Source organism: Streptomyces longisporus, assembly GCF_039532765.1.
GTDB lineage: Bacteria > Actinomycetota > Actinomycetes > Streptomycetales > Streptomycetaceae > Streptomyces > Streptomyces longisporus.
The window spans coordinates 307923-333819 of the sequence record NZ_BAAASG010000002.1 but is presented as its reverse complement, the minus strand read 5'-3'; the positions used below and the strand labels follow the sequence as shown (position 1 = coordinate 333819).

Annotated in this window: 28 protein-coding genes; 15 read left to right on the top strand and 13 right to left on the bottom strand. The window is 72.1% G+C overall.

The window, feature by feature from the left end:
• Positions 1 to 14 precede the first annotated feature (14 nt).
• Positions 15 to 311: an SHOCT domain-containing protein gene (locus ABD355_RS03110; protein ID WP_344398457.1), complete on the top strand. Its 297-nt coding sequence runs from the start codon at positions 15 to 17 to the stop codon at positions 309 to 311.
• A gap of 95 nt (positions 312 to 406) precedes the next feature.
• Here ABD355_RS03110 and ABD355_RS03105 read toward each other — a convergent pair whose 3' ends face one another.
• Entirely contained in the window at positions 407 to 604 is a 198-nt protein-coding gene (locus tag ABD355_RS03105) for a hypothetical protein (RefSeq protein ID WP_344398456.1), read from the bottom strand.
• A gap of 101 nt (positions 605 to 705) precedes the next feature.
• Positions 706 to 3408 carry a winged helix-turn-helix domain-containing protein gene (locus ABD355_RS03100; protein WP_344398455.1) on the bottom strand — a complete coding sequence of 901 codons (2703 nt, stop codon included), beginning with the start codon at positions 3406 to 3408 and terminating at the stop codon, positions 706 to 708.
• A gap of 530 nt (positions 3409 to 3938) precedes the next feature.
• Here ABD355_RS03100 and ABD355_RS03095 point away from each other — a divergent pair.
• The gene (locus tag ABD355_RS03095) at positions 3939 to 4592 is read left to right on the top strand and encodes a cytochrome b N-terminal domain-containing protein (RefSeq protein WP_344398454.1); all 654 of its coding nucleotides are present in this window, start codon (positions 3939 to 3941) and stop codon (positions 4590 to 4592) included.
• Positions 4589 to 5548, top strand: coding sequence for a hypothetical protein (locus ABD355_RS03090; RefSeq protein WP_344398453.1), 960 nt, complete (start codon positions 4589 to 4591; stop codon positions 5546 to 5548). The genes ABD355_RS03095 and ABD355_RS03090 overlap by 4 nt, the downstream gene beginning before the upstream one ends.
• Positions 5549 to 5800: 252 nt before the next feature.
• Here ABD355_RS03090 and ABD355_RS03085 read toward each other — a convergent pair whose 3' ends face one another.
• On the bottom strand, positions 5801 to 6193 hold the full coding sequence (locus ABD355_RS03085) for an STAS domain-containing protein (protein WP_344398452.1): 393 nt from the start codon (positions 6191 to 6193) through the stop codon (positions 5801 to 5803).
• Between the two features lie 219 nt (positions 6194 to 6412).
• Here ABD355_RS03085 and ABD355_RS03080 point away from each other — a divergent pair, with 219 nt between their 5' ends.
• The 5 genes from ABD355_RS03080 (at position 6413) to ABD355_RS03060 (ending at position 10191) form a co-directional block, all read left to right on the top strand.
• Positions 6413 to 7243, top strand: coding sequence for a universal stress protein (locus ABD355_RS03080; protein WP_344398451.1), 831 nt, complete (start codon positions 6413 to 6415; stop codon positions 7241 to 7243).
• Positions 7244 to 7404: 161 nt separating this feature from the next.
• Positions 7405 to 8031: a hypothetical protein gene (locus ABD355_RS03075; RefSeq protein ID WP_344398450.1), complete on the top strand. Its 627-nt coding sequence runs from the start codon at positions 7405 to 7407 to the stop codon at positions 8029 to 8031.
• Positions 8032 to 8251: 220 nt separating this feature from the next.
• Complete coding sequence (locus tag ABD355_RS03070; RefSeq protein WP_344398449.1) at positions 8252 to 8926, top strand: pyridoxamine 5'-phosphate oxidase family protein; 675 nt, start codon at positions 8252 to 8254, stop codon at positions 8924 to 8926.
• Positions 8927 to 9041: 115 nt separating this feature from the next.
• On the top strand, positions 9042 to 9482 hold the full coding sequence (locus ABD355_RS03065) for a pyridoxamine 5'-phosphate oxidase family protein (protein ID WP_344398448.1): 441 nt from the start codon (positions 9042 to 9044) through the stop codon (positions 9480 to 9482).
• 226 nt (positions 9483 to 9708) lie between these two features.
• Complete coding sequence (locus tag ABD355_RS03060) at positions 9709 to 10191, top strand: hemerythrin domain-containing protein (protein WP_344398447.1); 483 nt, start codon at positions 9709 to 9711, stop codon at positions 10189 to 10191.
• Between the two features lie 21 nt (positions 10192 to 10212).
• Here ABD355_RS03060 and ABD355_RS03055 read toward each other — a convergent pair whose 3' ends face one another.
• The 7 genes from ABD355_RS03055 to ABD355_RS03025 all read right to left on the bottom strand — a co-directional run bounded on the left by ABD355_RS03055 (position 10213) and on the right by ABD355_RS03025 (position 15963).
• A complete protein-coding gene (locus tag ABD355_RS03055; protein WP_344398446.1) occupies positions 10213 to 10425 on the bottom strand; it encodes a ferredoxin in 213 nt (70 codons plus the stop codon).
• Positions 10422 to 11747 (bottom strand): NADH-ubiquinone oxidoreductase-F iron-sulfur binding region domain-containing protein, encoded by a 1326-nt coding sequence (locus ABD355_RS03050; protein WP_344398445.1) that lies wholly within the window; start codon positions 11745 to 11747, stop codon positions 10422 to 10424. The genes ABD355_RS03055 and ABD355_RS03050 overlap by 4 nt, the downstream gene beginning before the upstream one ends.
• Positions 11744 to 12430 (bottom strand): ferric reductase-like transmembrane domain-containing protein, encoded by a 687-nt coding sequence (locus tag ABD355_RS03045; protein WP_344398444.1) that lies wholly within the window; start codon positions 12428 to 12430, stop codon positions 11744 to 11746. The genes ABD355_RS03050 and ABD355_RS03045 overlap by 4 nt, the downstream gene beginning before the upstream one ends.
• The gene (locus tag ABD355_RS03040; protein WP_344398443.1) at positions 12427 to 13386 is read right to left on the bottom strand and encodes an FAD:protein FMN transferase; all 960 of its coding nucleotides are present in this window, start codon (positions 13384 to 13386) and stop codon (positions 12427 to 12429) included. The genes ABD355_RS03045 and ABD355_RS03040 overlap by 4 nt, the downstream gene beginning before the upstream one ends.
• Positions 13383 to 13742, bottom strand: coding sequence for a hypothetical protein (locus tag ABD355_RS03035; protein WP_344398442.1), 360 nt, complete (start codon positions 13740 to 13742; stop codon positions 13383 to 13385). Before ABD355_RS03035 ends, ABD355_RS03040 begins: the two co-directional genes overlap by 4 nt.
• 107 nt (positions 13743 to 13849) lie before the next feature.
• Positions 13850 to 15262 (bottom strand): sensor histidine kinase, encoded by a 1413-nt coding sequence (locus ABD355_RS03030; protein WP_344398441.1) that lies wholly within the window; start codon positions 15260 to 15262, stop codon positions 13850 to 13852.
• The gene (locus tag ABD355_RS03025; RefSeq protein ID WP_344398440.1) at positions 15259 to 15963 is read right to left on the bottom strand and encodes a response regulator transcription factor; all 705 of its coding nucleotides are present in this window, start codon (positions 15961 to 15963) and stop codon (positions 15259 to 15261) included. The genes ABD355_RS03030 and ABD355_RS03025 overlap by 4 nt, the downstream gene beginning before the upstream one ends.
• A 262-nt stretch (positions 15964 to 16225) precedes the next feature.
• Between ABD355_RS03025 and ABD355_RS03020 the strand changes: the two genes are divergently transcribed.
• Entirely contained in the window at positions 16226 to 16711 is a 486-nt protein-coding gene (locus tag ABD355_RS03020; RefSeq protein ID WP_344398439.1) for an OsmC family protein, read from the top strand.
• A gap of 86 nt (positions 16712 to 16797) precedes the next feature.
• Here ABD355_RS03020 and ABD355_RS03015 read toward each other — a convergent pair whose 3' ends face one another.
• Positions 16798 to 17307, bottom strand: coding sequence for a flavodoxin domain-containing protein (locus ABD355_RS03015; RefSeq protein WP_344398438.1), 510 nt, complete (start codon positions 17305 to 17307; stop codon positions 16798 to 16800).
• A gap of 340 nt (positions 17308 to 17647) precedes the next feature.
• Complete coding sequence (locus ABD355_RS03010; protein ID WP_344398437.1) at positions 17648 to 18205, bottom strand: CGNR zinc finger domain-containing protein; 558 nt, start codon at positions 18203 to 18205, stop codon at positions 17648 to 17650.
• Between the two features lie 83 nt (positions 18206 to 18288).
• Here ABD355_RS03010 and ABD355_RS03005 point away from each other — a divergent pair, with 83 nt between their 5' ends.
• The 5 genes from ABD355_RS03005 to ABD355_RS02985 all read left to right on the top strand — a co-directional run bounded on the left by ABD355_RS03005 (position 18289) and on the right by ABD355_RS02985 (position 24581).
• Entirely contained in the window at positions 18289 to 19161 is an 873-nt protein-coding gene (locus ABD355_RS03005; protein ID WP_344398436.1) for an alpha/beta fold hydrolase, read from the top strand.
• Between the two features lie 24 nt (positions 19162 to 19185).
• The gene (locus ABD355_RS03000) at positions 19186 to 20139 is read left to right on the top strand and encodes a pyridoxamine 5'-phosphate oxidase family protein (protein WP_344398435.1); all 954 of its coding nucleotides are present in this window, start codon (positions 19186 to 19188) and stop codon (positions 20137 to 20139) included.
• 373 nt (positions 20140 to 20512) lie between these two features.
• Positions 20513 to 23272 (top strand): cation-translocating P-type ATPase, encoded by a 2760-nt coding sequence (locus ABD355_RS02995; RefSeq protein ID WP_344398434.1) that lies wholly within the window; start codon positions 20513 to 20515, stop codon positions 23270 to 23272.
• Entirely contained in the window at positions 23269 to 23928 is a 660-nt protein-coding gene (locus tag ABD355_RS02990) for a potassium channel family protein (protein ID WP_344398433.1), read from the top strand. Before ABD355_RS02995 ends, ABD355_RS02990 begins: the two co-directional genes overlap by 4 nt.
• Positions 23925 to 24581, top strand: a complete 657-nt coding sequence (locus ABD355_RS02985; RefSeq protein WP_344398432.1) for a potassium channel family protein — start codon at positions 23925 to 23927, stop codon at positions 24579 to 24581. Before ABD355_RS02990 ends, ABD355_RS02985 begins: the two co-directional genes overlap by 4 nt.
• A gap of 17 nt (positions 24582 to 24598) precedes the next feature.
• Here the strand turns inward: ABD355_RS02985 and ABD355_RS02980 are convergent, their stop codons facing one another.
• Positions 24599 to 25051 (bottom strand): universal stress protein, encoded by a 453-nt coding sequence (locus ABD355_RS02980; RefSeq protein WP_344398431.1) that lies wholly within the window; start codon positions 25049 to 25051, stop codon positions 24599 to 24601.
• A 232-nt stretch (positions 25052 to 25283) separates the two neighbouring features.
• On the opposite strand from ABD355_RS02980, the gene ABD355_RS02975 reads away from it, so the two are divergent.
• The gene (locus ABD355_RS02975; protein ID WP_344398430.1) at positions 25284 to 25883 is read left to right on the top strand and encodes an Rv1733c family protein; all 600 of its coding nucleotides are present in this window, start codon (positions 25284 to 25286) and stop codon (positions 25881 to 25883) included.
• The last annotated feature ends 14 nt before the right edge of the window (positions 25884 to 25897 follow it).

The following is a 25897-nucleotide window of genomic DNA, read 5'->3' as shown; positions in this document are numbered from 1 at the left end:
GAAAGGACCTGACGATGCCTCTCGGACGACGCCGTCCCCTGCTGCGCGGCGCTCTGGTCGGCGGCACCGCATACGCCGCCGGCCGCCGGGCCGCGGCGGCCCAGCAGCACGAAGCGGACCAGCAGGCGGCCATCGACCAGCTCCAGGCGCAGCAGGCCACCGCGGCACCTGCCGCGCCCGCTGCCGCCCCCCAGCCGTCCGCGGGCAGCGGCCTGCTCGACGAGCTGACGCGGCTCGGAGAGCTGCGCGACCAAGGAGTGCTGACGGAGGCGGAGTTCGCCGCCGCCAAGTCACGGCTGCTGGGCATGTGACGGCGGACAGGGTCGGCCCCACTCCTTGGAGAGGGGCCGACCCAGCTGTACGTACGGGGTCTTGTCTTCACGTACGGGGTCTTGTTTTTGTCTTCTCACGCCGGGAGCCGACGCATCTCCACCACGTGCAGACCGAGCGACTGGAACCGCGCCAACAGGCCGAACAGATGTGCCTCGTCGGTGACCTCGCCGAACAGCACGGTCTGGCGGGGTGCGACGAAGCTGTCCAACTCGGGGAACGCCGCAGTCAGCGTGTCCGACATCTGCCCGTCGACGCGGATCTCATAGCGCATGAGCAGGCTTCTCTCGACGTCGTCCGGTCCTTGGTGTCTCTGTGTCTCCATGCTGCGGCGGCAGGAGGCCGGGGACATCACCCCGGGCAGGTGAACGGGCGTCACAGCAGACCCAGCTCCCGGGCCCGGCGTACCGCCTCGCCACGCCGGCTCACGGCCAGCTTGCGGTAGATGCTCTTCAGGTGCGTCTTGACCGTGTTGACCGACAGATGAAGATCGTCAGCGATCTCGTCGGTGGACATCAGCTGCGCCACCCGCCCCAGCACGTCCCGCTCCCGCTCGCTGAGAGCCTCCCGGGACGGGATCACGGATCCCGGCTTCGTATGCGGGGCAGGGGAGCGCCCGTCCTGCGCGGTGGCCAGCCAGTCATGTCCCTGCGTGAGCGCGGGCCGGCGGCTCAGCAGCCGCCCCAGCCACGGCCCGGCTTCACGGAAGGGCCTCCTCAGCTGATGAGGGCGGGAGACCGCGAGGGCACGCAGCACCAGGCTCTCCGCGGTGGCGGCCTCGCCCAGGGCATCGACGGCCTGTGCCCGAGCCACCAGAGCCCAGGCCGTGATGCCCGGTCCACGACCGGGGTCGTCGGCGAGTGCGTCGAGGATGCCCAGTGCCCGCCGGCCCGCACCGGCGGCCAGGTACGCCCGGGCCTCGGCCACCAGGCCCTCCGGGGTGTGCGGCGGCTGGTCCTCGAAGACCTGCACCGCGGCCCGGGGGTCGTCCTCGGCGAGCCGTACGGCGGCCCGGGCCATCGCGATCCGGTCGTGCACCCACGGGGAAGGGTCGGCAGAGGTCAGCGGCTTCTCCGCCATCGCGTCGAGATCCTGGAGCGCCCCCTGGGGATCCCCCTTCGCAAGCCGCATCCGGGAACCCAGCAGTGCCAGTTCGACGGCCACGATGGGATCGCGGGACGCGGCGGACGAGGCGACGGCCTGCTGGAGGTGGTCCCGCGCCGCCACGAGCTCGCCCCGGTCGATGGCGACGGCGGCGAGTACGAGCTGGGCCACCCCCGTTCGCGCGGACGCCGGCAGACCGGAGTGGTCGGCCTCGGAGATCGCCGCTCTGGCATGCGACTCGGCGTGGCCGGGCCAGCCGTGCAGATAGTCGATCAGTGCCAGTCGGGCGAGGGCTTCATGCCGGGGGAAGGCCGTGGACGGCCCCTGGGCGGCCTGGACGGCGGCGGACAGCGTCGAACGAGCGGCGTCGAAGCGGCCGGCCCACAGCTGGGCCGATCCGAGGTCGGTGAGCATGAGGGCCGTCAGTTCCGGGCGCTGCTCCAGCAGGTCGGCGGGCAGCGCACGCGCGGCTTCCGCCGCCGTCTCGGCTGCCGTCTCGGCCATGTCCGCGGAGCCCGCCACCCGGGCGGCGAGCACGCGCAGCAGGGCACAGCTGAATTGTGCGGCCGCTGCCTCGCGCGGGTCGTCGGGCAGCTTCTCCTGCGCATCTTGCAGGTAGGAGACACCCCGCTCCACGTCGTGGCGGGTCAGTTCGCGCGCCGCCCGTACCAGATCGGTCGCGGGCCCGGAGGCGTCCGTGGTCATGGGGGCGAAGAGACCGTCCAGTCGCTCGGCGTCCAGGCCGGTGAGCATCCGGCCGATCGCCAGATCGTCGATGAGCTCGGCGGCGGCCAGATCCCAGTCGCCCGCGTCCGCGGCATGCGGGAGGGCCTCGCTCAGCAGGCCCGCCCCGCTCAGCCACTTGGCAGCCACCCGGTGCAACTCCGGCTCGAGGCCGGGGTGGCGGACGCGCAGGTGGGCCCGCAGGATCTCGGCGAACAGCGGGTGCAGCCGGTACCAGGAATGCCCGATGGGCTCGACGAACGCGTTCGCGCGCTGCAGCTCCGCCAGAATGGGTTCCGCGTCGTTCCGCCCGGTGAGGGCATTGGCCAGATCCGGATGGGTTTCCTCGACGATGCTGGTGCGCAGCAGCAGGTCCTGGGTCTCCTCCGGGTGGGTGCGGAGCACCTCGGCCAGCAGGAAGTCAGCGAGGGTGCTCTGACCGGCCTCGAAGTCCTTCAGGAAGCCTTCCGGGTCATCGGTGTGCTCGGCCGCCAGGGCGGACAGCCGTAGTCCGGCCGCCCAGCCGCCCGTGCGCTCGGTCAGCGCACGCGCCATCTGCGGCGACAGCGGCAGCCCGTGGCGATCGACCAGGGCCGCCGTCTCCTCGGAACGGAACGCCAGGTCGGCGCTGCGGATGTCGACGAGTTCACCGGCGGCCCGATAGCGGTGCAGGGGCAGCAGTGGCTCCGCACGGCAGATGATCACCAGACGCAGGCCCTCGCCCGCGTGGCGGAGCACGAACTGCAGTTCCTCGGCGACCTCGGCGGACCCGGACGTCCCGTCGAAGTCGTCCAGGACGAGGATCACCGGCTCGTCCCGCCCGTCCAGCCAGGCCGCGAGGCGGGTCAGCAGCGAGTGGTCCACCTTTCCGGGGCGGGCCGGGCTGCCGATCTGGTCGGGCAGGGCTATCCCATGGTGCCGGAAGGCCTGCAGCACATAGGTCCAGAAGACACCGGGACCGCTGTCCTCGGGCTCCACCGTCAGCCAGACGGCGGGCCCCGGCAGGCACCTTGCCGTGATCCAGTCGGCGACCAGCAGGGTCTTGCCCGCGCCGGCAGGCCCGTCGACCAGGGTCAGCGGCCCCTTGACTCCGGCATCCAGCTGCTCTGTGAGCCGGGGTCTGCGTACGAACGTCTTGGGGACCACCGGCACGCTGAACCGTGCGGCAAGCACCGGGTCACCGGTGGGGGTCAGCGCCCCCACGGCGGAGTCCGGGTGACTGTCCTGACCGGTGTGTGATGTGGGACCCATCACATGCCTCAGTGGTAAGGGAGCGGCAAAACACCCGCTCTCCGATCGTCGTCCCGGGCGAGAGCGCCCGCAAGCCAGGCCTCCGCAGCGCGACCGCTGCCGACACGTCCAGCAGCGGCAAGCACATCCGCAATCCGTGGCCCTTCGGCACCTCGACGGCCTCCTCGCGCATGGCCCGGTTCGCCACCACACGGAGATGGATCATTACGCCATGGGCGGCATGTTGGCCATCGGCAGTGGTGGGTCTTGGGTGCGGATTGAGTCGTTCGGCCTATGGTCCGGGCGAGCCGTCAGGCCGAGGGTCTTACAAGGGCTCTTCTTGCTCTCGGACACTGAGAGGGGTCACTCATGACGGAACACCACTCCGGCGGGCGCCTGCTCACAGCACCGGTCGACCTTAACGGGACCGGGCACTATGTGCACTGGGGCGTGGTGCAGCTGTCCGTCGCCAACCTCCTGGTGATCGGGGTAATGGTGGTCGTTTTCGCGGCGGCTGTGCTCCTGCCCTTCCCCCGCGGGCGAGGCCGGCGATGAGCGAGGTGAGCGGGGCCGGCGGAGGCTGGACCGGAGCGGTCCGGAGGCGGGTGCTGCGGGCGCTGCCTCCGGACAAGCTGCTGCCGGACACCCAGCCTGCGTACATGGCCTCATGGATCTACGTCTTCGGTGTGCTCACCGTGGCCGCGCTGCTCGTAGTCCTGGCCACGGGCGGGGTGCTGGCCCTGAAGGGGCCTGCGTGGTGGCACGTCTCGGGGACCGGCAAGTACGTGAACGGCCTGCACCTGTGGAGTGTCGAGCTGTTCATGTTCTTCATGGTCATCCATTTGTGGGGCAAGTTCTTCATGGCAGCGTGGCGCGGTCGGCGGGCGCTGACCTGGGTCACCGGTACCGTGTGCTTCTTCGCCTCGATCGGTACTGCCTTCACCGGCTACCTGGTCCAGCAGAACTTCGACTCCCAGTGGATCGCCGGGCAGGCCAAGGACGGGCTCAACTCGGTCGGCATCGGCGCCTTCTTCAACGTGCTGGACTTCGGGCAGATGCTGATGTGGCACATCGTCCTGCTGCCCTTCGTCCTCGGCCTGCTGACGGTCTGGCACATCCTGCTGGTCCGGCGGCACGGGATCGTTCCGCCGATCGACGCCCCCACCGATCCGGCGGCCGTGGCCACGCAGGAGGCAGCGCGGTGAACCGACGCCCCCGTAAGCCCATCGTGCCGGACCCGGCCGCCTTCCCGACCAGGTCATACGACCTGATCAAGGAGTTCACGATCGCGCTGGTCGTGGTCGCGCTGCTCACCGCGGGCCTGGCGGCTGTCTTCTCCTCGCCCGACGTCAAGCCGGTGACACTGGCCTCCTGGTCGCGGGCCGACGGCGCCGACTTCAGGGCGACCGCCGTGTCCGAGCTCGGCGGTACCAGCGGAACGGCCCAGTACGGGCCGCCGTACAACAACACGTCGGGCGCGGCGCAAAAACTCGGGCCGCTCGGGTTGCAGAGCGCCGCGGGGGTCCGCATTCCGGTGGACACGGCTGACGACTTCGTGCTTCGACCCCTGCGCGATGCCCCGGAACCGCCCGCCGTCACCGCGGCTCTCGCCACCTGGGCCAGCGCCCCGTACGCCCGGCAGCAGACATGGACCAAGGCCTATTCCGACGCCCTGGCCAAGGCCGGCGGCGGCGCCCCCGCGAAGGGCGACTACGGCCCGGTCCCCGTGCTCACCTCGCGCCTTCTCGGTCTGGCTCGCAGCGGCGCGCTGGACGGTGAACTTCAAGCGGAGGGCAAGTTCTATCAGACGGACTACACCCGTCCGCTGCTCTTCCTCTCCGACGGTTCCCACCTGGAGTCTCTGGCCCGTGCCCAGCACCTCGGCGGTGACCAGTGGGGGATGATGAACGAGACCGGGGACTACCCGGGCCAGGCGTGGCTGTGGCTGTACACCTTCTGGTATCAGATCGAGCCCTTCAAGTCGTCGGACAACGCCGACGCCCTGATCTGGGGTCTGATGGCCCTGCTCAGCCTGGGTCTGATGCTGGTGCCCTTCATCCCCGGCGTGCGATCCGTACCGCGCTGGACGCGAGTGCACCGGTTGATCTGGCGCACGTACTACCGAGACCAGGCGGCCCTGGAGCGGGACCGCAGGAAGTGATCCCTGCCGCCGGACGTGCCGCTCACAACGCCATCGGCTGCCTGGGCATCGGCGGGCGGCGAAGCGATCAGGGTTGTCTCCGGTCTCGCCGAGCACCCGGGCGCCGAGCCGGGCGCCGAGGCCGGGGTGAAGCAGATGCTGATCCGGCTCGGCTACTACTCGGACGACTCCGCCACCCCCATCGGCCCGCATGCGGTGCCGGACGCGCAACTGCCGAACCAACGACCGGTTCTGGCTGGCAGGCGGCAGCGGTCAGCCCGTCGCAGCGGAGACGGTGCCCTCTTCGGGAGCATCGCAGTGGTCCGTGTGCAGGTCGGGAAGGATCTCGAAGACGTCCGCCAGCAGGGCGACCCGCAGGATGCGCAGGAGACGACCGCTGTCGACCACCAGCCGGAGCCGGCCCTGCCGGGCCAGCACGCGGTTCCTTGCGCGGCACAGCAGGCGCAGGCCGCTGCCGTCGATGAAGGTCACGGGGCGCAGGTCGAGCACCAGGTGGGGGCGCGGGCCTGCGGTCAGGGTGTCGAGGCGTGCCGAAAGCGGCGTCGCCGTGAGCATGTCGATCTCGCCGCGCATCTCCACCACCGTCGTGCCCCCGATGACGCGTTCCGTGTGGCAGGGCGCCGGCCCGGTGCTGATGTCGGCCATGGACAGAGCAAAGCGGGATGTCAGGTACGGCGGTAGGGCCGGTCGGCCCTTTGCGCATGTCCGGTGGGGGCCGGGCGGCTCCATGCGCTCGCGCGCGGCGGATCGAGCGTCGCTCTCCGGCAGGGGCGGGACTGATGGCCCCTTTCCTGCTCGACGGCCCGCCGGAGCATGAGAGCCATACAGGAGCACGGAACGGGGAGCACAGAAGGGAACAGCGACATGACTGCCCAGTACGTCGTCGTCGGAGTCGACGGCACACTGACCGCCGTACGGGCGCTGGACTGGGCGGCTCAGGAGGCAGTACGCCGCCACGCCGCCCTGCGCATCGTCGATGCGGTCCGCGACCAGGACGAGGCCGGACCGATCCTCGCGTCGGCCGCCGCACGCATCCGCGCACACCATCCCGACCTGCAGGTCGAGACCGCGTCACCTGTGAGCGGCCCGGCCCAGGCCCTGATACGGGAGAGCGACGGCGCGGCCCTCACCGTTGTGGGCAACCGCGGACTGGGCGGATTCACCGGACTGCTCTTCGGATCGGTGAGCCTGCGCCTGGCCGCGCACATCCGGAGTCCGCTGCTGGTCGTACGCGGTGACCACCGGTGCGACGACGGCCGAGAGGTGCTGCTGGGCCTGGCGGGCGATGCCGACGCGGACGCCGCGGCCTACGCCTTCCAGGAGGCGGAGCGGCGAGGCACCCGGCTGCGTGTCCTGCACTCCTGGTCCCACCGGCACGTCACCCCCGAAGTGCCGTCGCCGGTGCCCGCAACAAGCCCCGGACAGCGGGAACTCGGCCAACGCGGCGCCACGGAGGAGGCAGTGCCCCGCTTCGCCCTCTCCGAGCTGCGGGAGCAACACCCGCAGGTGGGCGTCGAGGCCCACGCCGTCACCGCCGGGCCGGCGCACGCGCTGCTGGAAGCCACCCGCGAAGCAGGAGTCGTCGTCATCGGGGTCCACCGTCATGCAGAGCGGCCCGGCCCGCACCTGGGCCACGTCGTACACACCCTGCTGCACCGTTCGCACTGCCCGGTGGTCCTCGTGCCCACCGGATGACCGGGACCGCAGCAGGCAGCTGAACAGGCCGTCGCGGCAGGGACGTTCGGCCCCGCACCACGGGCCGCGCAGCCCCTGCGGCCCTGACTGCCGGAGCGGGACATTCAAAGCGCAACGAGAGTCGTCAACCCGCGCGTCACCCCTAGAGAGGGATGAGCACCATGGCAGTCCACGACCAACCGCACCGGCATGTGCGGTTCCATCTCCCGTCCGTGCGCAGGCCGGCGACGGCTCAGCGGCCCGTCGACGAGACCGGCGCCATCGCCCTCACGGCGACCAGCACACACGTCCTCGCCGGGCTTCGCCTGCTGACCGGGTTCGTCTTCCTGTGGGCCTTCCTCGACAAGACCTTCGGCTTCGGCTACGCCACCCCGTCCGGCAAGGGCTGGATCGACGGCGGCTCGCCGACCAAGGGATTCCTCAGCTCCGTCGCCGCCGGACCGATGAAGTCCACCTTCCATGACTGGGCCGGCGCCGGCTGGGCGGACTGGCTGTTCATGCTCGGCCTGCTCGGCATCGGCCTCGCCCTGATCGCGGGCATCGGCCTGCGGCTCGCGGCCGTGGCCGGCACCGCGATGATGGCACTGATGTGGATCGCGGAATGGCCGCCCGCCAAGCACCTGTCCGACGGGTCGCTGAGCATGTCGACCAACCCGTTCGCGGACTACCACGTCATCTACGCCGTCGTCGTCATCGCCCTCGCGGCGGCCGGCGCCGGTGCCACCTGGGGCCTGGGCAAGATCTGGGCGCGACTGCCCTTCGTCAGCCGGAACCGCTGGCTGATGTGACCTCGGCGTCCCTGACGGGGGCACCTCCGCAACGATGCGGTGGTGCCCCCTCTCGTAGGACACCGCACATCGCGCCTCGCGCGCTCACAAGCGGTCCTGTCCGGCCCGGCAGTCAGGGCCGACCGGCCCAAGTCCGCCCCGTGCGATCCGGACATGCTGGATCTACAGGTCAATCCGGGCGCCGGGTGTGTCCCGGCCGGGCGAGAGGGAGTGAGGGGCCATGGCGGACAAGGCACCGTCCCGCACGGCCGAGGAACATGCGTTGGGCGATCTCGGACGTCGACTGGCCGCACGGCGTGCGGAACTGGGACTGAGCCGCACGGAGGCGGCCGCCCGTGCCGGGATGGCGCCGGGCTACCTCCAGTACCTCGAGGAGTACTCCGGCGCCGCACCGGGCCCCGGCGTCCTGCTCCGGCTGTCCCAGGTCCTTGAGACCACCGTGCGGGACCTCACCGGCGGCGACACCGAACTGCCGAGCGGCCTGGGTCAGGCCTCCCGCAGCCCCGACTTCACCTCGCTCAGCGTCCCGGAGTGCCGGGCCCTGCTCTCCACCCATGGCGTGGGGCGCATCGCGGTGCCCACGGTCTCCGGGCCCGTCGTCGTGCCGGTGAACTACAGCGTCGTCGAGGGTGCGATCGTCTTCCGCACCGAACCCGGCAGCACACCGTCCCAGGCATCCGGCTGCCAGGTCGCCTTCGAGGTCGACCGTATCGACGACGCGTTCAGCAGGGGCTGGAGCGTGCTGGTCCGGGGTCACGCCCGGACCGTGACCGACCCCGACGAGGTGCGCCGGCTCGCCGAGGGCACCCGCAGCGAGCCCTGGGCCGGCGGCCACCGCGACCAGTGGGTGCGCATCGATCCCCTCGCCATCACCGGGCGACGCATCACGGTGTGACGCGGGACGTTCTGCGGCCGGGCCAGGGCCGATGGACCCTCACCCACCGCCGCGACCCGACGGACGATGGACCGGACGCTCCAGCGTCGCATCCAGGGGAGAGACGGGCTGGCTCATGTATCCGAACGACGGTTTCCGCGAACTCGAACGGCAGGAGTGCCTGCGTCTCCTGGCGAAGGTGCCCGTCGGCCGCATCGTCCACACCCGGCAGGCCCTGCCCGCGGTGCTGCCCGTCAACTTCTCCCTCGACAGCGACGGCGCGGTGCTGTTGTGCACCTCGGCGGCCTCCGAACTGGCCCGCGCCGTCGACGGCACGGTGGTCGCCTTCGAGGTGGACGAGGTCGACGCGGTGGCGCACTCCGGCTGGAGCGTCGTCGTCACCGGGGCGGCCACCGTGGTGCGCGACCCCGACGAGCACGAGCGCCTGACCCGAACCGGCCCCCGCTCCTGGGCGCCCTCGCCCGAGGAGGTCTTCGTGCGCATCGAGCCCGAACTGATCACCGGCCGCGAACTCGTGGGCGGACGCAGCCTGTACGGGGTGCATCTGCAGCCCTGACCGGCCCCGAAGCAGGAGATGCCCGAACCCGACAGGGCCGACCGCCCCATCCGCCCTCCCTGGACGAGGACCCCCGGGCCCGGCGACGAGACTCTTGGCCCACGCTCCCACGGCGTTCCGCGGCAGATAGTGACGGCGGCCCACCGGCACGCCTCGAGCGGCTGGAAGGACCTGCGGCCCCGAGATCATCGGGGCCGCACCTCTGCGAGCGGAAGGAACGGGCGGCATGCTGCAGCCATCGAGGAAGCACCACTCCGCACCGCCGAAAGACGCGGCCGCCACCCACCGGGCGTGGCTGATGCTGGCGCTCGCCACCACGGGCGACGCCCAGCGTGACGGCAAGATCGCGTACATGGCGGAGCTCGCCCGCGAGATCTCCGCCGTGCTCGGCCCGCACACCCAGGTCGAGGAGTACGGACTGTTCCCCGCGTTGGCCGCCGACTTCCCCGAGAAGATCGCCGCTTTGGAGGACGAGCACCGCCGTGTCGAAGCGGCCCTGGCCGAGGCGAACGGACCGTACCTGGCCGACCCGGCCTGGCCGAACCGGCTGATCGAGACCCTCGACCTGCTGCGCGAGCACATCCTCAAGGAACAGGACGGTGTCTTCCCGGCGGCCCTGGCCCTGCTGGACACAGAGCAGTGGGAGACGGTCGAGGCGGTACGCGCCCAGGCCGGTACGGGCATGTCGGAGTCGATGCCGCTGACTTGACCGGCGGTGGTCGGGGGCTTGTCACGGCTCGGCGCCCTCGACGCGCAGGGCCAGGCGGGGGCAGGCGCCGACGGCGCGGCGGGCGTGCGTGTGCAGCCGTTCCGGGACAGCCCGGTCCTCGATCACGGGGTAGCCCCATTCGTCGAGGTCGATCAGCTCGGGCAGCAGTTCCGCGCACAGGCCCCGGCCCGTACAGGCGATGCGGTCGATGCGCAGGCTCCGGGTGCGGGTCATCGCCATCCCTCCGGGGGTGTGGCAGGCGGTACGGGTATCCGGGGCGTCCGACGAGCCGCCTCGCAGGCTCCGTGGGTGAGGTGCCGCTCGACGTCCTCGGCGAAGGTGTGCAGCGCGGAGGCCGCGAGACGGGCGGCGCCGTCCGGGTGGCGGCAGGCGCCGCGGTCCGGCAGCAGAGCGGTCCGACGGTGCAGGCGGGACAGCAGATCCGCGTCGGCCCGTCCCGCGGCCAGAGCGGTGAAGTCCTGGGCCACGGCGGGCAGGCCGAAATGGCAGGGACCGCACTGGTGGGCGCCGTGGGCGGCCAGGTAGGCGAGCATCCGCGCCGTCTCGCTCAGCCCGCAGGCCGAGTGGGCCAGCGCGACGAGCACGCCCGCACCGGGCGCGGCACCCAGCGGGGCCAGATCGCGCCGGGTGAGAGGCGTGTGCAGATGCTCCGCCGGGAGCCAGGTGCCGGCGAAACCCCCCAGCAGGACCGCCTGCACGGGTTCCGTCGGACCTCCGGCACGGTCGAGGACCGTGGCGAGGGGGGTGCCGAGCGCGGCCTCGAGGACACTTGAGGCGGCGACGGCACCGGAGACGGTGACGAGTGTGGTGCCGGGCTCGTCCGGGGCGCCGGCCTGCCGGAACCAGCGGGGACCGTGTCGGGCGATGAGCGCGAGGTGGGCGAGGGTCTCGGCGTTGTGCACCAGCGTGGGGCGCCGGGCGACGCCTCGTTCGTGGGTGCGCGGGCTGCCCTGAGGACGCGCCGGACCCCCGTTGAGCCAGCTCACCAGCGAGGTCGACTCGCTGGAGACGTAGGCGTGCGGCAGGGCGTGCAGGCGCACCCGCACCCGGTCGAGGCGGGCGTGCCGGCGCTCGGCCACAGCCGCCCCGAGCTGCCGGTACTGGGCCGTGCGGTCGCGGGGCAGGCACAGGTGGACGGTGTCGGCGCCGACCGCGGCGGCGGCCAGGACGGCACCGTCAAGGACGAGATGGGGCGCGACGGCGAGCAGGAACTGGTCCTTGCGGCTGGCGGGTTCGCTCTCCATGGCGTTGACGACGACCACCGAGCGGCCAGGGCGCTCCGCGACGGCACGCAGTTTCCGGGCGGTGGGAAACCCGGCGCCGCCGCGCCCGGTGAGTCCCGCCGCCTCGACGGCCTCCACCAGGGGCATAGAGCCACGGCTTCCCGGAGGCGGGCCGTAGCGCCCCAGATGATCGTTGAGTGTGGCCGGTTGCCCGGTGGAGTACCACCCGGCGAGCAGACGGGCCGCGGCGGGATCGACCGGCCCGGCCCAGGGGTGGTCGGGCGCGAAGGGCGCCGCGGCCGAGGAGTTCATCGTCCACCTCCGAGCAGGATGGTCGTCGTGGCCGCACGCTGGGTCCAGCCGGGCTGCAGCGGTCCCGTGGCGAGGAACCCCGCCAGCAGCACCGGTACGGCGGTCGCGGTCACGGCGGCCACCAGACGCCCGGCGACCCGCCCGGGACCCGCATTCGCCAGACGCCACCACACGGCAGCCACCACCGAGGCCAGACAACCGGCGTACAGCCACAGCTGGAGGGGGAGGCGGGTGTCGGTGCCGGTGGCCACCCCGTGGAAGAGAGCGAACGGCCACGCCGCATACGTCAGCCAGTGCACCGCCTTCCAGCGCCGCACCCCCAGCCGCAGCCGCAGCGCGCTGGTCACCAGCACCGCCAGCAGCAGATCGAGCGCAGCCGTGCCAAGCCCGAGCCAGAGCGGACGGTAGGACGCCCCGAACGGCACCACGGACACCGCCCATCCCAGGTGCACGAACGGATCGAGTACCGCGGTCACCACGTGCACGGCGAGGAACACCAGCGTGAGCAGGGACAGGTTGCGGTGCAGCAGCCCGACCTCGAACCGGCCGATCCGGCGCGGTGCGAAGCGCCCGCCGGAGGCGATCCCGAGCACCAGGGTGGCGGTGAGCAGGATCAGGGAGAGGGTGCCGCTCGCACGGCTGGCGTACCACAGGGGGCTGCCGGTCAGCGCCAGGATCGTCATCGCGCGCCTCCGTGGGCGGGACCGTGGGAATCGGGCGGCCAGCCGCCGAGGAGTACGACATCGCCGTCGAGGCCGACGAGCCGCACGGGCAGGGCGGTGCCGCGCAGCCAGTCCACGGCCCGCTCGCCCCGCACGATCGCGGCGGTACTGGCGGTGTTGGCGTCCACGCAGGTGGCGGCCGCGACGGTGACGGTGCGCCAGACGGGTGCGGCGGGCTCACCGGTGGCCGGGTCGACGATGTGGTGCAGGGTGCGCCCGTCGCGCCGCCAGGTGCGCACCCGGATGCCGGAGGTCGCCAGCGCTCCGCCCGTCACGGCGACGGCGGGGCCCGGTTCCGTGGGGGGCTGTGCGTGGTCGTCGGCGAGTGCGATACGCCAACCGCCCTCCGGCGCAGGCCCGGCCGTCGCCAGATCGCCGCCGAGACTGACGAGGACCCCGCTGCCGGTGGCGGCCGCGGCGCGCCGGGCGGCGCGGTCCGCGACGAGGGCCTTCGCGGTGGCGCCCAGGTCCAGGCGGGTGTGTGCGGGCAGGCGCAGCCGGCGGGTGTGCGGGTCGAAGACGATCCGCCGCCAGCCCGGCGCGGGGCGGGACACGGGCAGCGGACGGGCGTCGTCGGGGCGCACGGAGGCGAAGGTGCGGTCGTAGCCGAGCGCGATCACGGCCCTGCCCACGGTAGGGTCCACGGCGCCGTCGGTGATCCGGGCGGCACGCAGGGCGACCTGGAGCGCTTCGGCGAAGTACGCGCTGACGGTCATGGAGGTGCCCGCTCCCAGGTTCACGCGGGTGAGTTCGGAGTCGGGCCGGAAACGGCTGCACGCGAGGTCGACGGCGGCCAACTCGGCGCGCAGGACGGCCGTGGCGACGGGCAGGGCAGTCGGGTCGGTCACGAGCAGGGCGGCCGTGGTGCCCAGAGCGGGAAAGGCGGTCTGGGCCGGTGCCGGGGCGCGGGTGGTCATGAGGCCCCCGTCGTGGTGTGCGGCTGCCCCTGGGAGGCGGCCGGCGGCTGGGCGGGGGGCTGTGGTGCCGGGGCTGCGCCCTCGTCATCGCCCTCGCCCTGCTGGTCGTCCCCTCGTGCCGTGGTGCCGGCGGTGGAAGCGGTGGAGTGCTGTGCGGGTGGGCCCGGCGGCGCGGGGGAGGCCGAGCTGTCCGGGAGCAGATGGGTGTAGAGGCTGCCGAGGGCCGCAGCGCCGGTCACGGCGGTGACGGCGACCCACCGGGTGATGCGGCGGCTGCGCCGTAGGCCGTGGTCGCGCGCCTGCTGGGAACCGGCCGGGGAGGGGTTGCGGTGGAAGTCGTCGGGCGAGGGTGCCATGGCAGCGCTCCTGGTGAATCGGCGGCCCGCGTCGGGGGCGTGCTTCTCCAGGCTGTGCCGACGGCACTCGGGAACTGGTTCGCGTCTTCTTCAGAACCCGTAAAGATCTACCGGTTCCGATCCGCCGTCCGGTCCACCGGTAAGGATCTCGACGTGACTCCCCGTGCGTGCCCGCGCTCCCTCCACAGCGGCAGATCGAGTACGACGGTCAGCCCGCCGCCCGGGGTGTCCTCCAGGCGTGCCGTGCCGCCGTTGGCCGTGACCAGTCGGTGGACGATGGCCAGCCCCAGGCCGCTGCCCCTGGCCTCCGGATTCCCGAACCGGTGGAATGCGACGGACTTCGCCTCGGCCGTCATCCCCGGCCCGTCGTCCCGCACCAGCACCCGGGCCCGTTCGCCCGCCGCGCGGTCGTCGAGGGTAAGGCTCCCGCCCGCGGGCACGGCCTCCACCGCATTGGCGATCAGATTGTCGAGGATCTGCTCCAGATGGCCCGCGCCCAGCGCGACGGTCACCGCGGGGCCGGCGGACCCGGCGCTGAGCTGCACCCCGCGCTCCTCCGCCACGGGCGACCAGGCGGCCACCCGCTCGGCCACCACCTCGTCGACGCGCACCGCGGTCGGGCGAGGCGTCGCCTGTTCGGCGCGCGCGACCGCCAGCAGTCCGTCGACCAGCCGGGACAGCCGGGCGATCTCGTCCTGGGCGGCGGCCAGTTCCGTCGCGGTGCCTTCTTCCGCGTCGGCGGCGAGGACATCGAGCCGCAGCCGCAACGCGGCCAGCGGAGTGCGCAGTTGGTGGGACACATCCGCGATCATGGCGCGGTGTCCGTGCACCAGGGCTTCCGTGCGGGCCGCCATGGTGTTGAAGGTGGCGGCCAGCCGGCGCACTTCCGGCGGTCCGCCGCTGACGTCGGTCCGTTCGTCGAGGGCCCCCTCGCCCAGTCGCCGGGCGCTGGCGTCCAGCGTCGAGAGAGGACGGCCGACCCAGCGCGCGAGACGGACGGACAACAGCACGGACGCGGCCAGTCCCGCGGCGCCGATCGCGGCGGACCAGCCCCAGATCGCGGCGATACGGGCGTCGAGCGGGGCCGCGGAGCGGGCCAGTACCACAGCTCCTGCCGGGCGGCGCACCTCGCCGGCCGGTTCCGCGACCAGCAGTCGGCCCTCGTTCTCCGGCGGCTCCGGCTCATGCCCGGCCAGCACCTTTCCCACCAGTTCCGCCGCCTCCTCGCCCTGCGCCGCCGTACAGGGCGTACCGGCCACCAGGCGCGCGGAGGCGTCGTAGACCGCGGCGCAGTCCCCGGCTCGGGCCGCGGTGCCGAGTTCCTGGCGCATGGCGGTCGCCGGCTTGTGGTCGGAGAGGTGTTCCTCGGCGGCCGCGGCGATCACTCGGGTGGCCGCTCGCTGGTTGTCGCGGTAGGAGACGCGCTCACGCGCCGTCATCGACGCCGCCAGCGGTACGACCGCCAGCACCAGCAGTACGGAGGTCAGAGCCAGCAGCGTCCAGGCGATCCGGCGGGTCACGGCTGCTCCTGGGACTCCTGGACCACTCCGAGCCGGAAGCCGTGCCCGTAGACGGTCTCGATCAGCCCCGGCACGCCGAGCTTGCGGCGCAGCGCCGCGACATGCACGTCGAGCACCTTCGTGGGCCCGTACCAATGGGCGTCCCACGCCCGCTCCAGGATCTGCCGCCGGCTCACCACCCGGCCAGGATCGGCGGCCAGGCACTCCAGGATGGAGAACTCCTTCGGCGTCAGAGCGACCGCGCGGCCGTCGACGGAGACCTGCCGGGTGCGCAGGTCGAGCGCCAGCGGCCCGTGCCGCAGGATCTCCGGCTGCGCCGGGCGCCGACGGCGCAGCACCGCCCGTATCCGCGCCAGCAGCACGGCCAGCCCGAACGGCTTGACCAGATAGTCGTCGGCTCCTTCGTCCAGGGCGACCACCCGGTCCGCCTCCTCGCCCCGGGCAGTCACGGCGATGATCGCCGCAGTGGACCGGGCCCGCAGGCGCCGGCACACCTCGACCCCGTCGATGTCCGGCAGCCCCAGATCCAGCAGCACCACGTCGGGGGAGGGCGCGGCCAGCGCAGCCCGCCCGGTCCGCACGTCCTCGACCGCATAGCCGGCCTGCCGCAGACCACGCACCAGGGACTCCGCGATGCCACGGTCGTCTTCCACGACCAGGACCCGCGTCTGGTCGGTCGCGCCCGTGGCCTCGGAGTTCATGCCCGGCGCCCGTCTCCCTGACGAGGGGATCGACTACGTCGTCTCGCCTCCCAGCCTGCGTCCCTGCCCGGCCCCGGGGGCAGGGCCGTTCGTCCCGCCTTTCGGTACAACCGCAGGGCCGAACCAGCCGTCACAGCCCGCAGAAAATACCCCGCAAGGTATCTCGCTGCACCCGTCCGTGCGAGGGCCGAAAGGCCCCCGCCGCACCCCGTCGGCCCCTCGATCCACCGCGCCGTGCGAGGTCGACTGGAGGGTGGCAACCGTGTGCACCAGCGAGAAGGGCCAGGCCATGACCGGCAGCGCACCGCAGACCCTGAGCACGAACCAGCCCCACGACGAGAAGCCGGACAGGCACCGTTTCGAGGTCACCCACACCGACCACGACGTCTACACCCTGGACATCCGCGGGCACCGGCTTCAGGTGGACCAGCCGACCGAGGCGGGCGGCACGGACACCGCACCCACGCCCACCGAACTCTTCGCGGCCTCCCTGGCCACCTGCGTCGCGTTCTACGCGGGCCGTTATCTGCACCGGCACGGCCTGTCCCGCACCGGGCTGCGCGTCCGCACGGAGTTCACCATGGCCACCGACCGCCCGGCCCGCGTGGCCTCCCTGCACATCGTGGTCGTACCGCCGCCCGAGCTCTCCGAGCAGCGCAGGGCCGCTCTGCTGGCCGTGGCCTCGCACTGCACGGTGCACAACACCCTCCACGAGCCACCCGAGATCGACATCGAGCTGGGGTCATGAGCACGCCGACGGACCCGACCGTGCCCGCCTACGGGGAGCATGCCCGGCCGGCACGGGTGCCGCGCAGCTGTCGGGGCTGAGTTTCCTCATCCGCGAGCCAGCGCGTCGGCGATTCCAGACGCCCAGCTGTCGATGGCGTCCCAGTCGCGGTAGTCACCGAACCGGCCGCCCATCAGGTGGAACCCGATGCGGGCGCCGAACGGAAGCTGCTCTCGCGTGATGACGCCGGAGAAGAGCCGGTGATCCCGGTACGACAAGCCACCCGGCAGGCTCTCCAGGATCCCCGGGATCTCCTTGGGTGCCAGGCCTCTCCAGGGCCCGCGCAGCGCGCCGGGCATGCCGACGCTGAAGATCCACAGGGGACGTGGGGCCAGCACGTCCAGGTTGTCGCGCACGAACTCCTTGGCCGGCTCGAGCCAGGCCTGCCCGTGCACCGCGCTGCCCAGGACGAACGCCCGGTACCCGTCGGCGTCGTCCACCGTCTCCATCGCCCTGGCCTCGGCCTTCAGCCCCGCCTCGGTCAGCCGCACGGCCAGCCGCTCGGCGATCTCGCGCGTCGAGCCGTGAGCGGTCGCGTATCCCAGCAGAACGTCCATGACATCACCTCGACGTTCCTCGATCTTTTCGGCAGTGCCTCCCCGGTGGCTTCCCACTCCCGGATGCCCTCCTGGTCCCACGGTGCCCTGGACCAGACCGTTGAGGCGTGGGGCCGGTTGGCTCCGAGCGGTTGCCGAAGGGGCCTCTGCTGCGCCGGGCGAGAGGGTACGTGTGCCTCTGAGTGCCCGGCCCGCATGTCCGAAGACCGGGATCTCCCATCGGCTTCCGCGAACACCGCGTGGCCCACGGATTCCGGCACTCATCCTTGAGCGGCGACCGCCGCCCCCGTCTCCGGGTGCCAGGAGCTGCCCGGGGTCCCGACGGCGCGTGACGTGCGGGTCATCTGGCCTTGTTGCGCTGATAGTGGCGGGCGACGCGCACCCGGTTGCCGCAGCGGGTGGCCGAGCACCAGCGGCGGCGCGGATGGGCGGCGAGAAAGAGCATCACGCAGTCGTCCGCCTCGCATTCCCGGATCCTGGTGACCGCCGGATCCGCCAACAGTTCGGCGGCGGCCTCCGCGAGGCAGGCGGCAAGCCGTAGGCCCGGTGAGGCGTCGCGTCGGCGGGTGGCGGAAACCGCCGACCCGTTCCATGCCAGCTCGTTGATCGCCGGCGCGGCGCGCTGCGCCTGGTTGAGCGCGTCCAGGTCGACGGCCAGGGGCTCGTGGCCTCGGCGGACGTCGTCGAGGGCGCGGGCGGTGTGCTCTCGTACGGCCCGCACGGCGGCCAGGTCCGCGGCGGTGACCGCCTGTGGCACCTCGTCCGGCAGACGGTCGGCCTGAAGGGCCCACCAGGCCCGCAGGTCGTCCGCAGTCGCGAGCAGGTCGCCTGCGGTCGGACGGGTGTTGACCAGGTCCAGAGCCAGCGGTTCTCCGGTCAGAGGCACAAGATCGCTCATGCGGCTAATGGTACATCGCTGGATTGACGCGTTAGCCTGATCCGGGTATACCTAATGCTTACATCGACCTGTGAAGGATTAGTATGTTTGCCGCAGCCACCCGCACCGTCCACCGTCACATCGATGTCGACGGCGTCCGCGTCTTCTACCGGGAGTCCCTCCCGGGCAGGGCCGACGCGCCGGTACTGCTGCTCCTGCACGGCTTTCCGTCCGGTTCCCACCAGTTCCGCGGCCTCATCGACGTGCTCGGCTCGCGCTACCGGCTGATCGCCCCGGACTACCCCGGCTTCGGCCACACCCGGGCGCCGGACGACTTCACCTACTCCTTCGACCGGCTCGCCGACATCACCGAAGGCTTCGTCCGGCGCCTCGGCCTCGACCGGTTCGTGATGTACGTCTTCGACTTCGGCGCGCCCATCGGCTTCCGTATCGCCGAGCGCCACCCGGACCGGATCGCGGGGCTGGTCGTGCAGAACGGCAACGCCTACGAGGAAGGGCTCTCCGACGCCGCTCGCGGCCTGATCGGCCTGGCCCCCGACACCCCCGGCGCCGAGGACGCCATCCAGGGCATGCTCACCCTCGACGGCACCCGCAGCCAGTACGAGACGGGCGTCCCCGATCCCGACCTCATCGCCCCGGACGGGTACACGCTCGACCAGCACTTCCTCGACCTGCCCGGCCGCAAGGACGCCCAGCAGGCACTGATCTTCGACTACCACACCAACGTCGAGCACTACGACCACTGGCACGCATGGCTGCGCCGGCACACCCCGCCCACCCTCATCACCTGGGGAAGCAACGACCCCTTCTTCCTCGAGCCCGGTGCCCGCGCCTACCTCCGCGACGTGCCCGACGCCGAACTCCATCTCTTCGACACCGGCCACTTCGCCCTGGAAACCCATCTGCCGGAAATCGCGCCACTGATCGCCGGCTTTCTCGACCGCGCCTGGAAGTGATCAGGCCCGCGCCAAGGAGGATCGATGGATATCAGGAACGTCGAGCACGAGGGCGAGCAGGCGATCCAGCGGCAGGCGCGCGAAGGCGGGCCCGGATGGGGTTCTCCCATGTTCGGCCCCGAGATCCCCCATGGGTTCGTCCCGTTCATCCGAGACCAGCGCATGCTCGTCATCGCCGGGGCCGACGACGCGGGTGCGGTCTGGTCGACCGTCGTCGACGGGCCGGCCGGCTTCGCCCAAGCGGCGGACGAACGGACCGTCGTCATCGACGCGTTGCCCGCGCCCGGTGATCCGCTCCGCGAGGCCTTCCGCACCGAACGGGACATCGGTGTGCTCGCCCTCCAGCCGCAGACACGACGTCGGATCCGGATGAACGGCGTCGCCGGGCGGGACGGGAACCGCCTCGTCGTACGGACCGAGCAGGTGCTGGGCAACTGCCCGAAGTACCTTCAGACGCGCACCGTCAAGCAGTCCGTACCCGGCGCCGCCGAACCGGCCGTGACCGGCGAAGAGCTCAGTGAAGACCAGCAGCGGTGGATCCAGGGCGCCGACACGTTCTTCGTCGCGAGCTTCTCGCCCGGGCACGGCGCCGACTCCTCGCACCGCGGCGGCATGCCGGGATTCGTCACGGTCGCCGGCCCGCGCACCATCGTCTGGCCGGACTACGCCGGTAATCAGTTCTATATGACGCTCGGCAACATGCACCTCAACCCGGCGACCGGTCTGCTCTTCCTGGACTGGGAAAACGGTCACACGCTGCAGCTGACCGGACAGGGACGGATCCACTGGGACCCCGCCCGCGTCCAGAAGTACCCCGGGGCCCTGCGAGTGGTCGAGTTCGACATCGCCAAGGTGGTGCAGATCGACCGTGCCAGCTCCCTGAGGTGGGCGTTTCACGCCTACTCGCGGGTCAACCCGCCCGCGCGCGCCGAGGACCAGCCCACCGGACCAACCGCGTCCGCCCACCGGCAGCCGTGACCTCGGTCCGGCCAGCGCCGCAGGGGATGCCGCCCGCTGGTCCGCCGGGCCTCGTCGAGGGCCGTGGATCGACAGACCGCCCCGCGCAGGGTCCCCGCCAGCCGCGCGTGCAGCCCTACGGGGGCCGAACGGCTCTCCCACGGAGCCCGTACGGCCCCGCGCCAGCGAGGCCCGACGCGATGGATCCTCGACGGATGAACGCTGTGCATGCGTCGCCGCGGACACCGTACGCGATGCCCGGTTCCGGGATTGCGGCCCGGAACGACGGACTCCACGATGAGGACATGGCCGCTCGCCACGCTGACTGCCGCGACGCCGTCAGGGACCGCCCCGTTGCGGCGTCCGAGGCCATCGCCCGGCTCGTGGTCACGCCGTGACGACGAGCGGCCCCCTGGTGCAGACACTGGCCACCCGGGACGTCTTCGCCGCCCTGGACAGCTCACCCCGCGGGCTGGCACCGGCCGACGTGGCCGTACGGCGGGAGCGCCATGGCCCCAACGAGCTGCCCAGGGCCCGGCGCAGAGGCTGGTGGCGGGACCTCGCCGGCCAGTTCACGGACCTGTTCGCGGTGGTACTCGTCGTCGCGTCCGCGATCACCTTCCTGGCCTACGGTCTTCAACACCCCCGGGACGTGGGGACCCTGCAGCTCGCCGTCGCGATTCTCTGCGTGGTGCTGCTGAACGCGGCCATCGGCTTCGTCCAGGAGTACTCCGCCGAGCGGACCGCCGAGTCGCTCCAGGCGATGGTGCCCCACACCTGCCGGGTGCTGCGCGGCGGGGAGCGGCAGGAGCTGCCTGCGCGTGACCTGGTCCCCGGGGATGTCGTGGTCCTGGAGGCAGGTGACGCGGTCTCGGCGGACTGCCGTCTCGTGGAGGCGCACGAACTCGCGGTGAACAACGCGGCGCTGACGGGGGAGAGCGACCCCGTCGGCCGTACCCGCCAGCCGGTGGCGGCCGGGCCGGTGCTCGAGGCTCGTAACTGCGTGTTCATGGGGACCGACGTGGTGGCGGGGTCCGCGAAGGCCGTGGTGTTCGCGACGGGCGCGGCGACCGAGTTCGGGCGCATCTTCCAGCTCGCGTCCGCCGCGCCCCGCCAGAAGACCCCCCTGCAGCTCCAAGTGGCCTCCATGGCCCGCAGGGTTGCGGGCGCGGCGCTGGCGATCGGAGCACTCCTGTTCGCGGTGCGGCTGCCCGCCGGGCGGCCGCTCGTCGAGACCTTCGTCTTCGCTCTCGGCGTGATGGTGGCCCTGGTGCCCGAAGGCCTGCCCGCGACGCTGTCCGTGTCCCTGGCCATCGGCGTACGGCGCATGGCCCGTCGGCACGCGCTGGTCAAGAAGCTGCTGGCGGTGGAGGCGCTGGGCTCCACCACCGTCGTGTGCACGGACAAGACCGGCACCCTCACCCAGGCCGAGATGACCGTCGTCCAGGTGTGGGCGGGCGGTGTCCCCCATCCCGTTTCCGGCGTCGGGTACGCGCCCGTCGGTGAGGTGACCGACCCACAGCCGGTGCACGAACTGCTCCGTACGGCGGCACTGTGCTGCGACGCCCGGATGGTCCCGCCCGCGGACCACGACGGCTGGCGCGTCCTCGGCGACACCACGGAGGGAGCCATCCTCGTCGCCGCCGCCAAGGCCGGCGTGGACCTGGCAGCCGAAGAAGCATCGACGCCACGCGTGACGGAGTTCCCCTTCGACTCGACCCGCAAGCTGATGAGCACCGTGCACCGCAGCCCCGACGGTGATCTCCGCGCCTGCGTCAAGGGTGCGCCGCAGGAGCTGCTCGCCCGCTGCGGCGCCGTCGTATGGAAGGACGAGCGGCAGCCGCTGACCGAAGACCTCCGGGCGGCGGTGCTCGGCGCCAACGACGAACTGGCCGCCCAGGGGCTGCGGGTCCTGGCGGTGGCGTCCAGGTCCCTGCCCGACGGCCGTCCCACCCAGGACGAGACCGAGTCGGGCCTTGCCCTGCTGGGCCTCGTCGGCATGCAGGATCCGCCCCGGCCCGAGGTCAGCGACGCCGTCGACGCCTGCCGGCACGCGGGCATCCGCATCGTCATGGTCACCGGCGATCACCCGCTGACCGCGGAAGCCGTAGCCCGCCGCGTCGGCATCGTCCGCCGGCCCGACCCCACCGTGGTCACCGGCACCCGGCTGGACACGCTCGACGACGAGGCTCTGGACGCCCTGCTCGCCGACTCGGGCGAACTGCTGCTGTGCCGGGTCAGCCCCGAGCACAAGATGCGGGTGGTCACAGCCCTGCAGCAGCGCGGCGAGACCGTCGCCGTCACCGGCGACGGCGCCAACGACGCTCCGGCCCTCAAACACGCGGACATCGGCGTCGCCATGGGTGCCTCCGGCACCGATGTCGCCCGGGAGGCCGCCGTCATGGTGCTGCTGGACGACTCCTTCGCCTCCATCACCACGGCGGTACGCCTGGGCCGTTCCGTCTACCAGAACATCCGCAAGTTCCTGATCTACCTCTTCAGCCACAACATCGCCGAGCTGATGCCGATCCTCGCCGCTACCTTCGCGGGATTCCCCCTGGTGCCGATCACCGCCGTACAGATCCTCGCGATCGACCTCGGCTCCGACGTCCTGCCCGCACTGGCCCTGGGCGCCGAGCCGCCGGAGCCGGACGTCATGGACCGCCCGCCGCGCGCCCGGCGCGAACGGCTGTTCTCCACCTCCGTGATGGGACGGATCCTGTTCCTCGGCGGTATCCAGTCCCTCGGCGTGTGCGCCGTGTTCTTCTGGCACATCCACGCCTCCGGCATCCCGTACGCCGACTTCACCAAGGACGACCCCGTCTACCGGGAGGCGATCACCATGGTCCAGGCCGGGATCGTGGTCAGCCAGTTCTTCAACGCGCTCGCCGTGCGCACCGACCGGCAGAGCGTGTTCCGGACCGGTCTGCTGTCCAATCCCTGGCTGCTGGCGGCCGGCTGCTTCGGCATCGCACTGATGGCGGCCATCAGCTACGCGCCGCCCCTGCAGGCCCTGTTCCACACCGCCCCGCTCGCCGCCGCCGACTGGGCCGTTCTCGTCGGCTTCGGCGTGCTGCTGCTGGCGGCCGAGGAGGCCCGCAAGGGGTGGCTGCGACACCGTCGGCCTGTCGGCCGGAAGGAGGGAGTGCGATGAGGGTGATCATCGCGGGCTGCGGCCGGGTGGGATCCGCACTCGCCGTCCAGCTCGTGGCAGAAGGCCACGACGTGGAGCTCATCGACCGCAGCGCCAGGACCCGCAGACTGCTGCCGGCCGGCTTCCCGGGCCGGTTCCACGAGGGCAACGCCTACAGCCGGTCCGTGCTCGAAGGCGCCGGGATCGAGCACGCCGACGCGTTCGTGGCCGCCACCTCGGGCGACAACAGCAACATCGTCAGCGCGCGCACCGCCAAGGAGACCTACCGGGTGCCCGTCGTCCTGGCCCGCATCTACGACCCGCGGCGCGCCGACATCTACCGCGACCTGGGCATCCCCACCATCGCCAGCGTCCGCTGGACGGTGCACCAGATCCACCAGATGCTCCTGCACCGCCACCTCACACCGGAACTGACCTTCGGCAACGGCGAGACCCTGTTGGTCCGCTCCGAGCTGCCGCCCTACCTCAGCGGACGCCGGCTGGCCGAGTTCGACGTGGACGGCGAGATCCGCGTCGTCGAGGTCACCCGCGCGGGCCGCTCGCTGGTGCCTGCCCACAGCACCCGCGCCGAGCCCGGCGACCTGGTCACCTTCGCCGTCGCGGCGACCGCGCTCGGGCGCCTGCGCGGCTTTCTGGACAAGGAGCTGGGGACATGAAGGCTCTCATCGCCGGTGCGGGGCGCCTGGGCACCCAGATCGCCCAGGTGCTCGCCGCGGCCCGCAGCGACGTCACACTCGTCGACATCGACGAGGACCGCGTCGCCGCACTCAAGGGCCACCTGCCCGTACGTCTCGTGACGGGGGACGCCTGCGAACCCGCGATCCTGGAGCACTCGGGCGTGCTGACGGCCGACCTCGTCATCGCGGCCACCGGGGACGACGAGGACAACCTCGTCATCAGCCTGCTCGCCAAGCGGCAGTTCGAGGTGCCCAGGGTCGCGGCACGCGTCAACGACACCGAGAACACCTGGCTGTTCGACCGGAACTGGGGCGTCGACACCGCAGTCCCCGCCGCAACTCCGCTGATCTCCCTCATCGAGGAGGCCACCGGCGCCACGGACACCGTCGCCCTGCTGCGGCTGAGCAAGGCGGGTGTCGACGTCATCGAGACCGCCATCACACCCGAGTCACGCGCCGCAGGACGCACACTCGCCGAGGTCACCCTCCCCGCGGGCACGGTCGTCGCCACGGTCATCCGCGACGGCCAACCCACCGTCCCCGCGTCGGAGATGCGGCTCCAGCCCGGCGACGAGATCCTGGTCGTCTCGCACGCCGCCACCGAACAGGAGATCCACGCCGCCTTCCAGTGACGGCATTCTCGTCACCGTCAGCGCGACGGATCGTCGGCCTGGCGCACCACGACGACCGGGCAGGCCGCATGCTGGGCGCAGCGCTGGCTGACCGACCCCAGCATCGCCCGGGCGAACCCGCCGCGCCCCCGGCGGCCCACGACCAGGAGTTCCGCCCCCTCGGAGGCCCGGATCAGCACCTCGGAGGGATCGCCCTCGACCAGGCGTTCCTGCAGCCCGGGCGGGCGCTCGGCGGGGAAGACGGCGTGCAGCTCCGCCGCGAAGCGCTCCCGCGCCTGCGCGAGGTCGAAGTCGGGGTCGATGGCAGGGCCGCTCCAGCCCACCTCCGACGGTGTCTCCCACGCATGGACAGCCTCCACCACACCGCCGACGCTCTGCGCATACCGTGCCGCCCAGCGCAGCGCCGCGTACGAGGAGGGAGAGCCGTCCACGCCAACGACGACCCGGTGCGTCGGCTCAGCAGATTGCATGGTCACCTCACTCAGATCACTCAGGGCCGCTCTCGCTACGTACACGCTGCCCGGCCCGGTGCCACCACGCCAGCCGGGTGACACCTCTCGGGGCGGGCGCCGTGACGCGGGCCGGTCGGCCCAGCGGACCTGCCTGGTCGGCCCCTGCCGCCCACCTGCCATGACGTGGGACGTTCCCTGTGGACGACGTCAGTGACGACGTCGGCACGTACTACAAATGGGGTGTCGACCGATGACGAAGACACACCGTGCGAAGGCGAAGAGGGTCGGGTTCTGGCGGTGGCGGAGCAATCCACTGCGGCGCCGCAGCGACCGGCTGGAAGCGTGGATCCTGCTCGCCGCCTGGACACTCGCCCTGCTCGGCGGCCTGCTCGCCGCGCTGGTGACTCAAGGGGCGGTGCAGGACGACCTCGCCGCGCGACGCGCGGACGTGCACTCCGTCTCGGCGGTGCTGACCCAGGACGCGCCGCGGATCCCGCCGGTCTCGACATCGGGATACAGCGACGACAAGGTGTGGGCGAAGGTGCGCTGGGTCGCTGCCGACGGTTCGACACACACCGGCACCACGAGGGTTGATCCCGGCACCGCCGTCGGCACCCGGATCACCGCCTGGACCGATCACACGGGCAGGCTGGTCCTCGAACCCCCGAGCCCGACCGAGGCATGGCTGCAGACGGCGCTGTTCAGCGCCGCGGCCGCCCTGGGAGCCGCGGCCGTCGTCCTGGCCGGCGAACGGCTCGCGCGCGCACGGCTGGACCGGCGGCGCCTCGCGGAGTGGGACGCGCAGTGGGCGCAGGTCGGCCCCCAGTGGAGGAAGCGGATGCTCGGCTGACAGAGGCCGGCCGG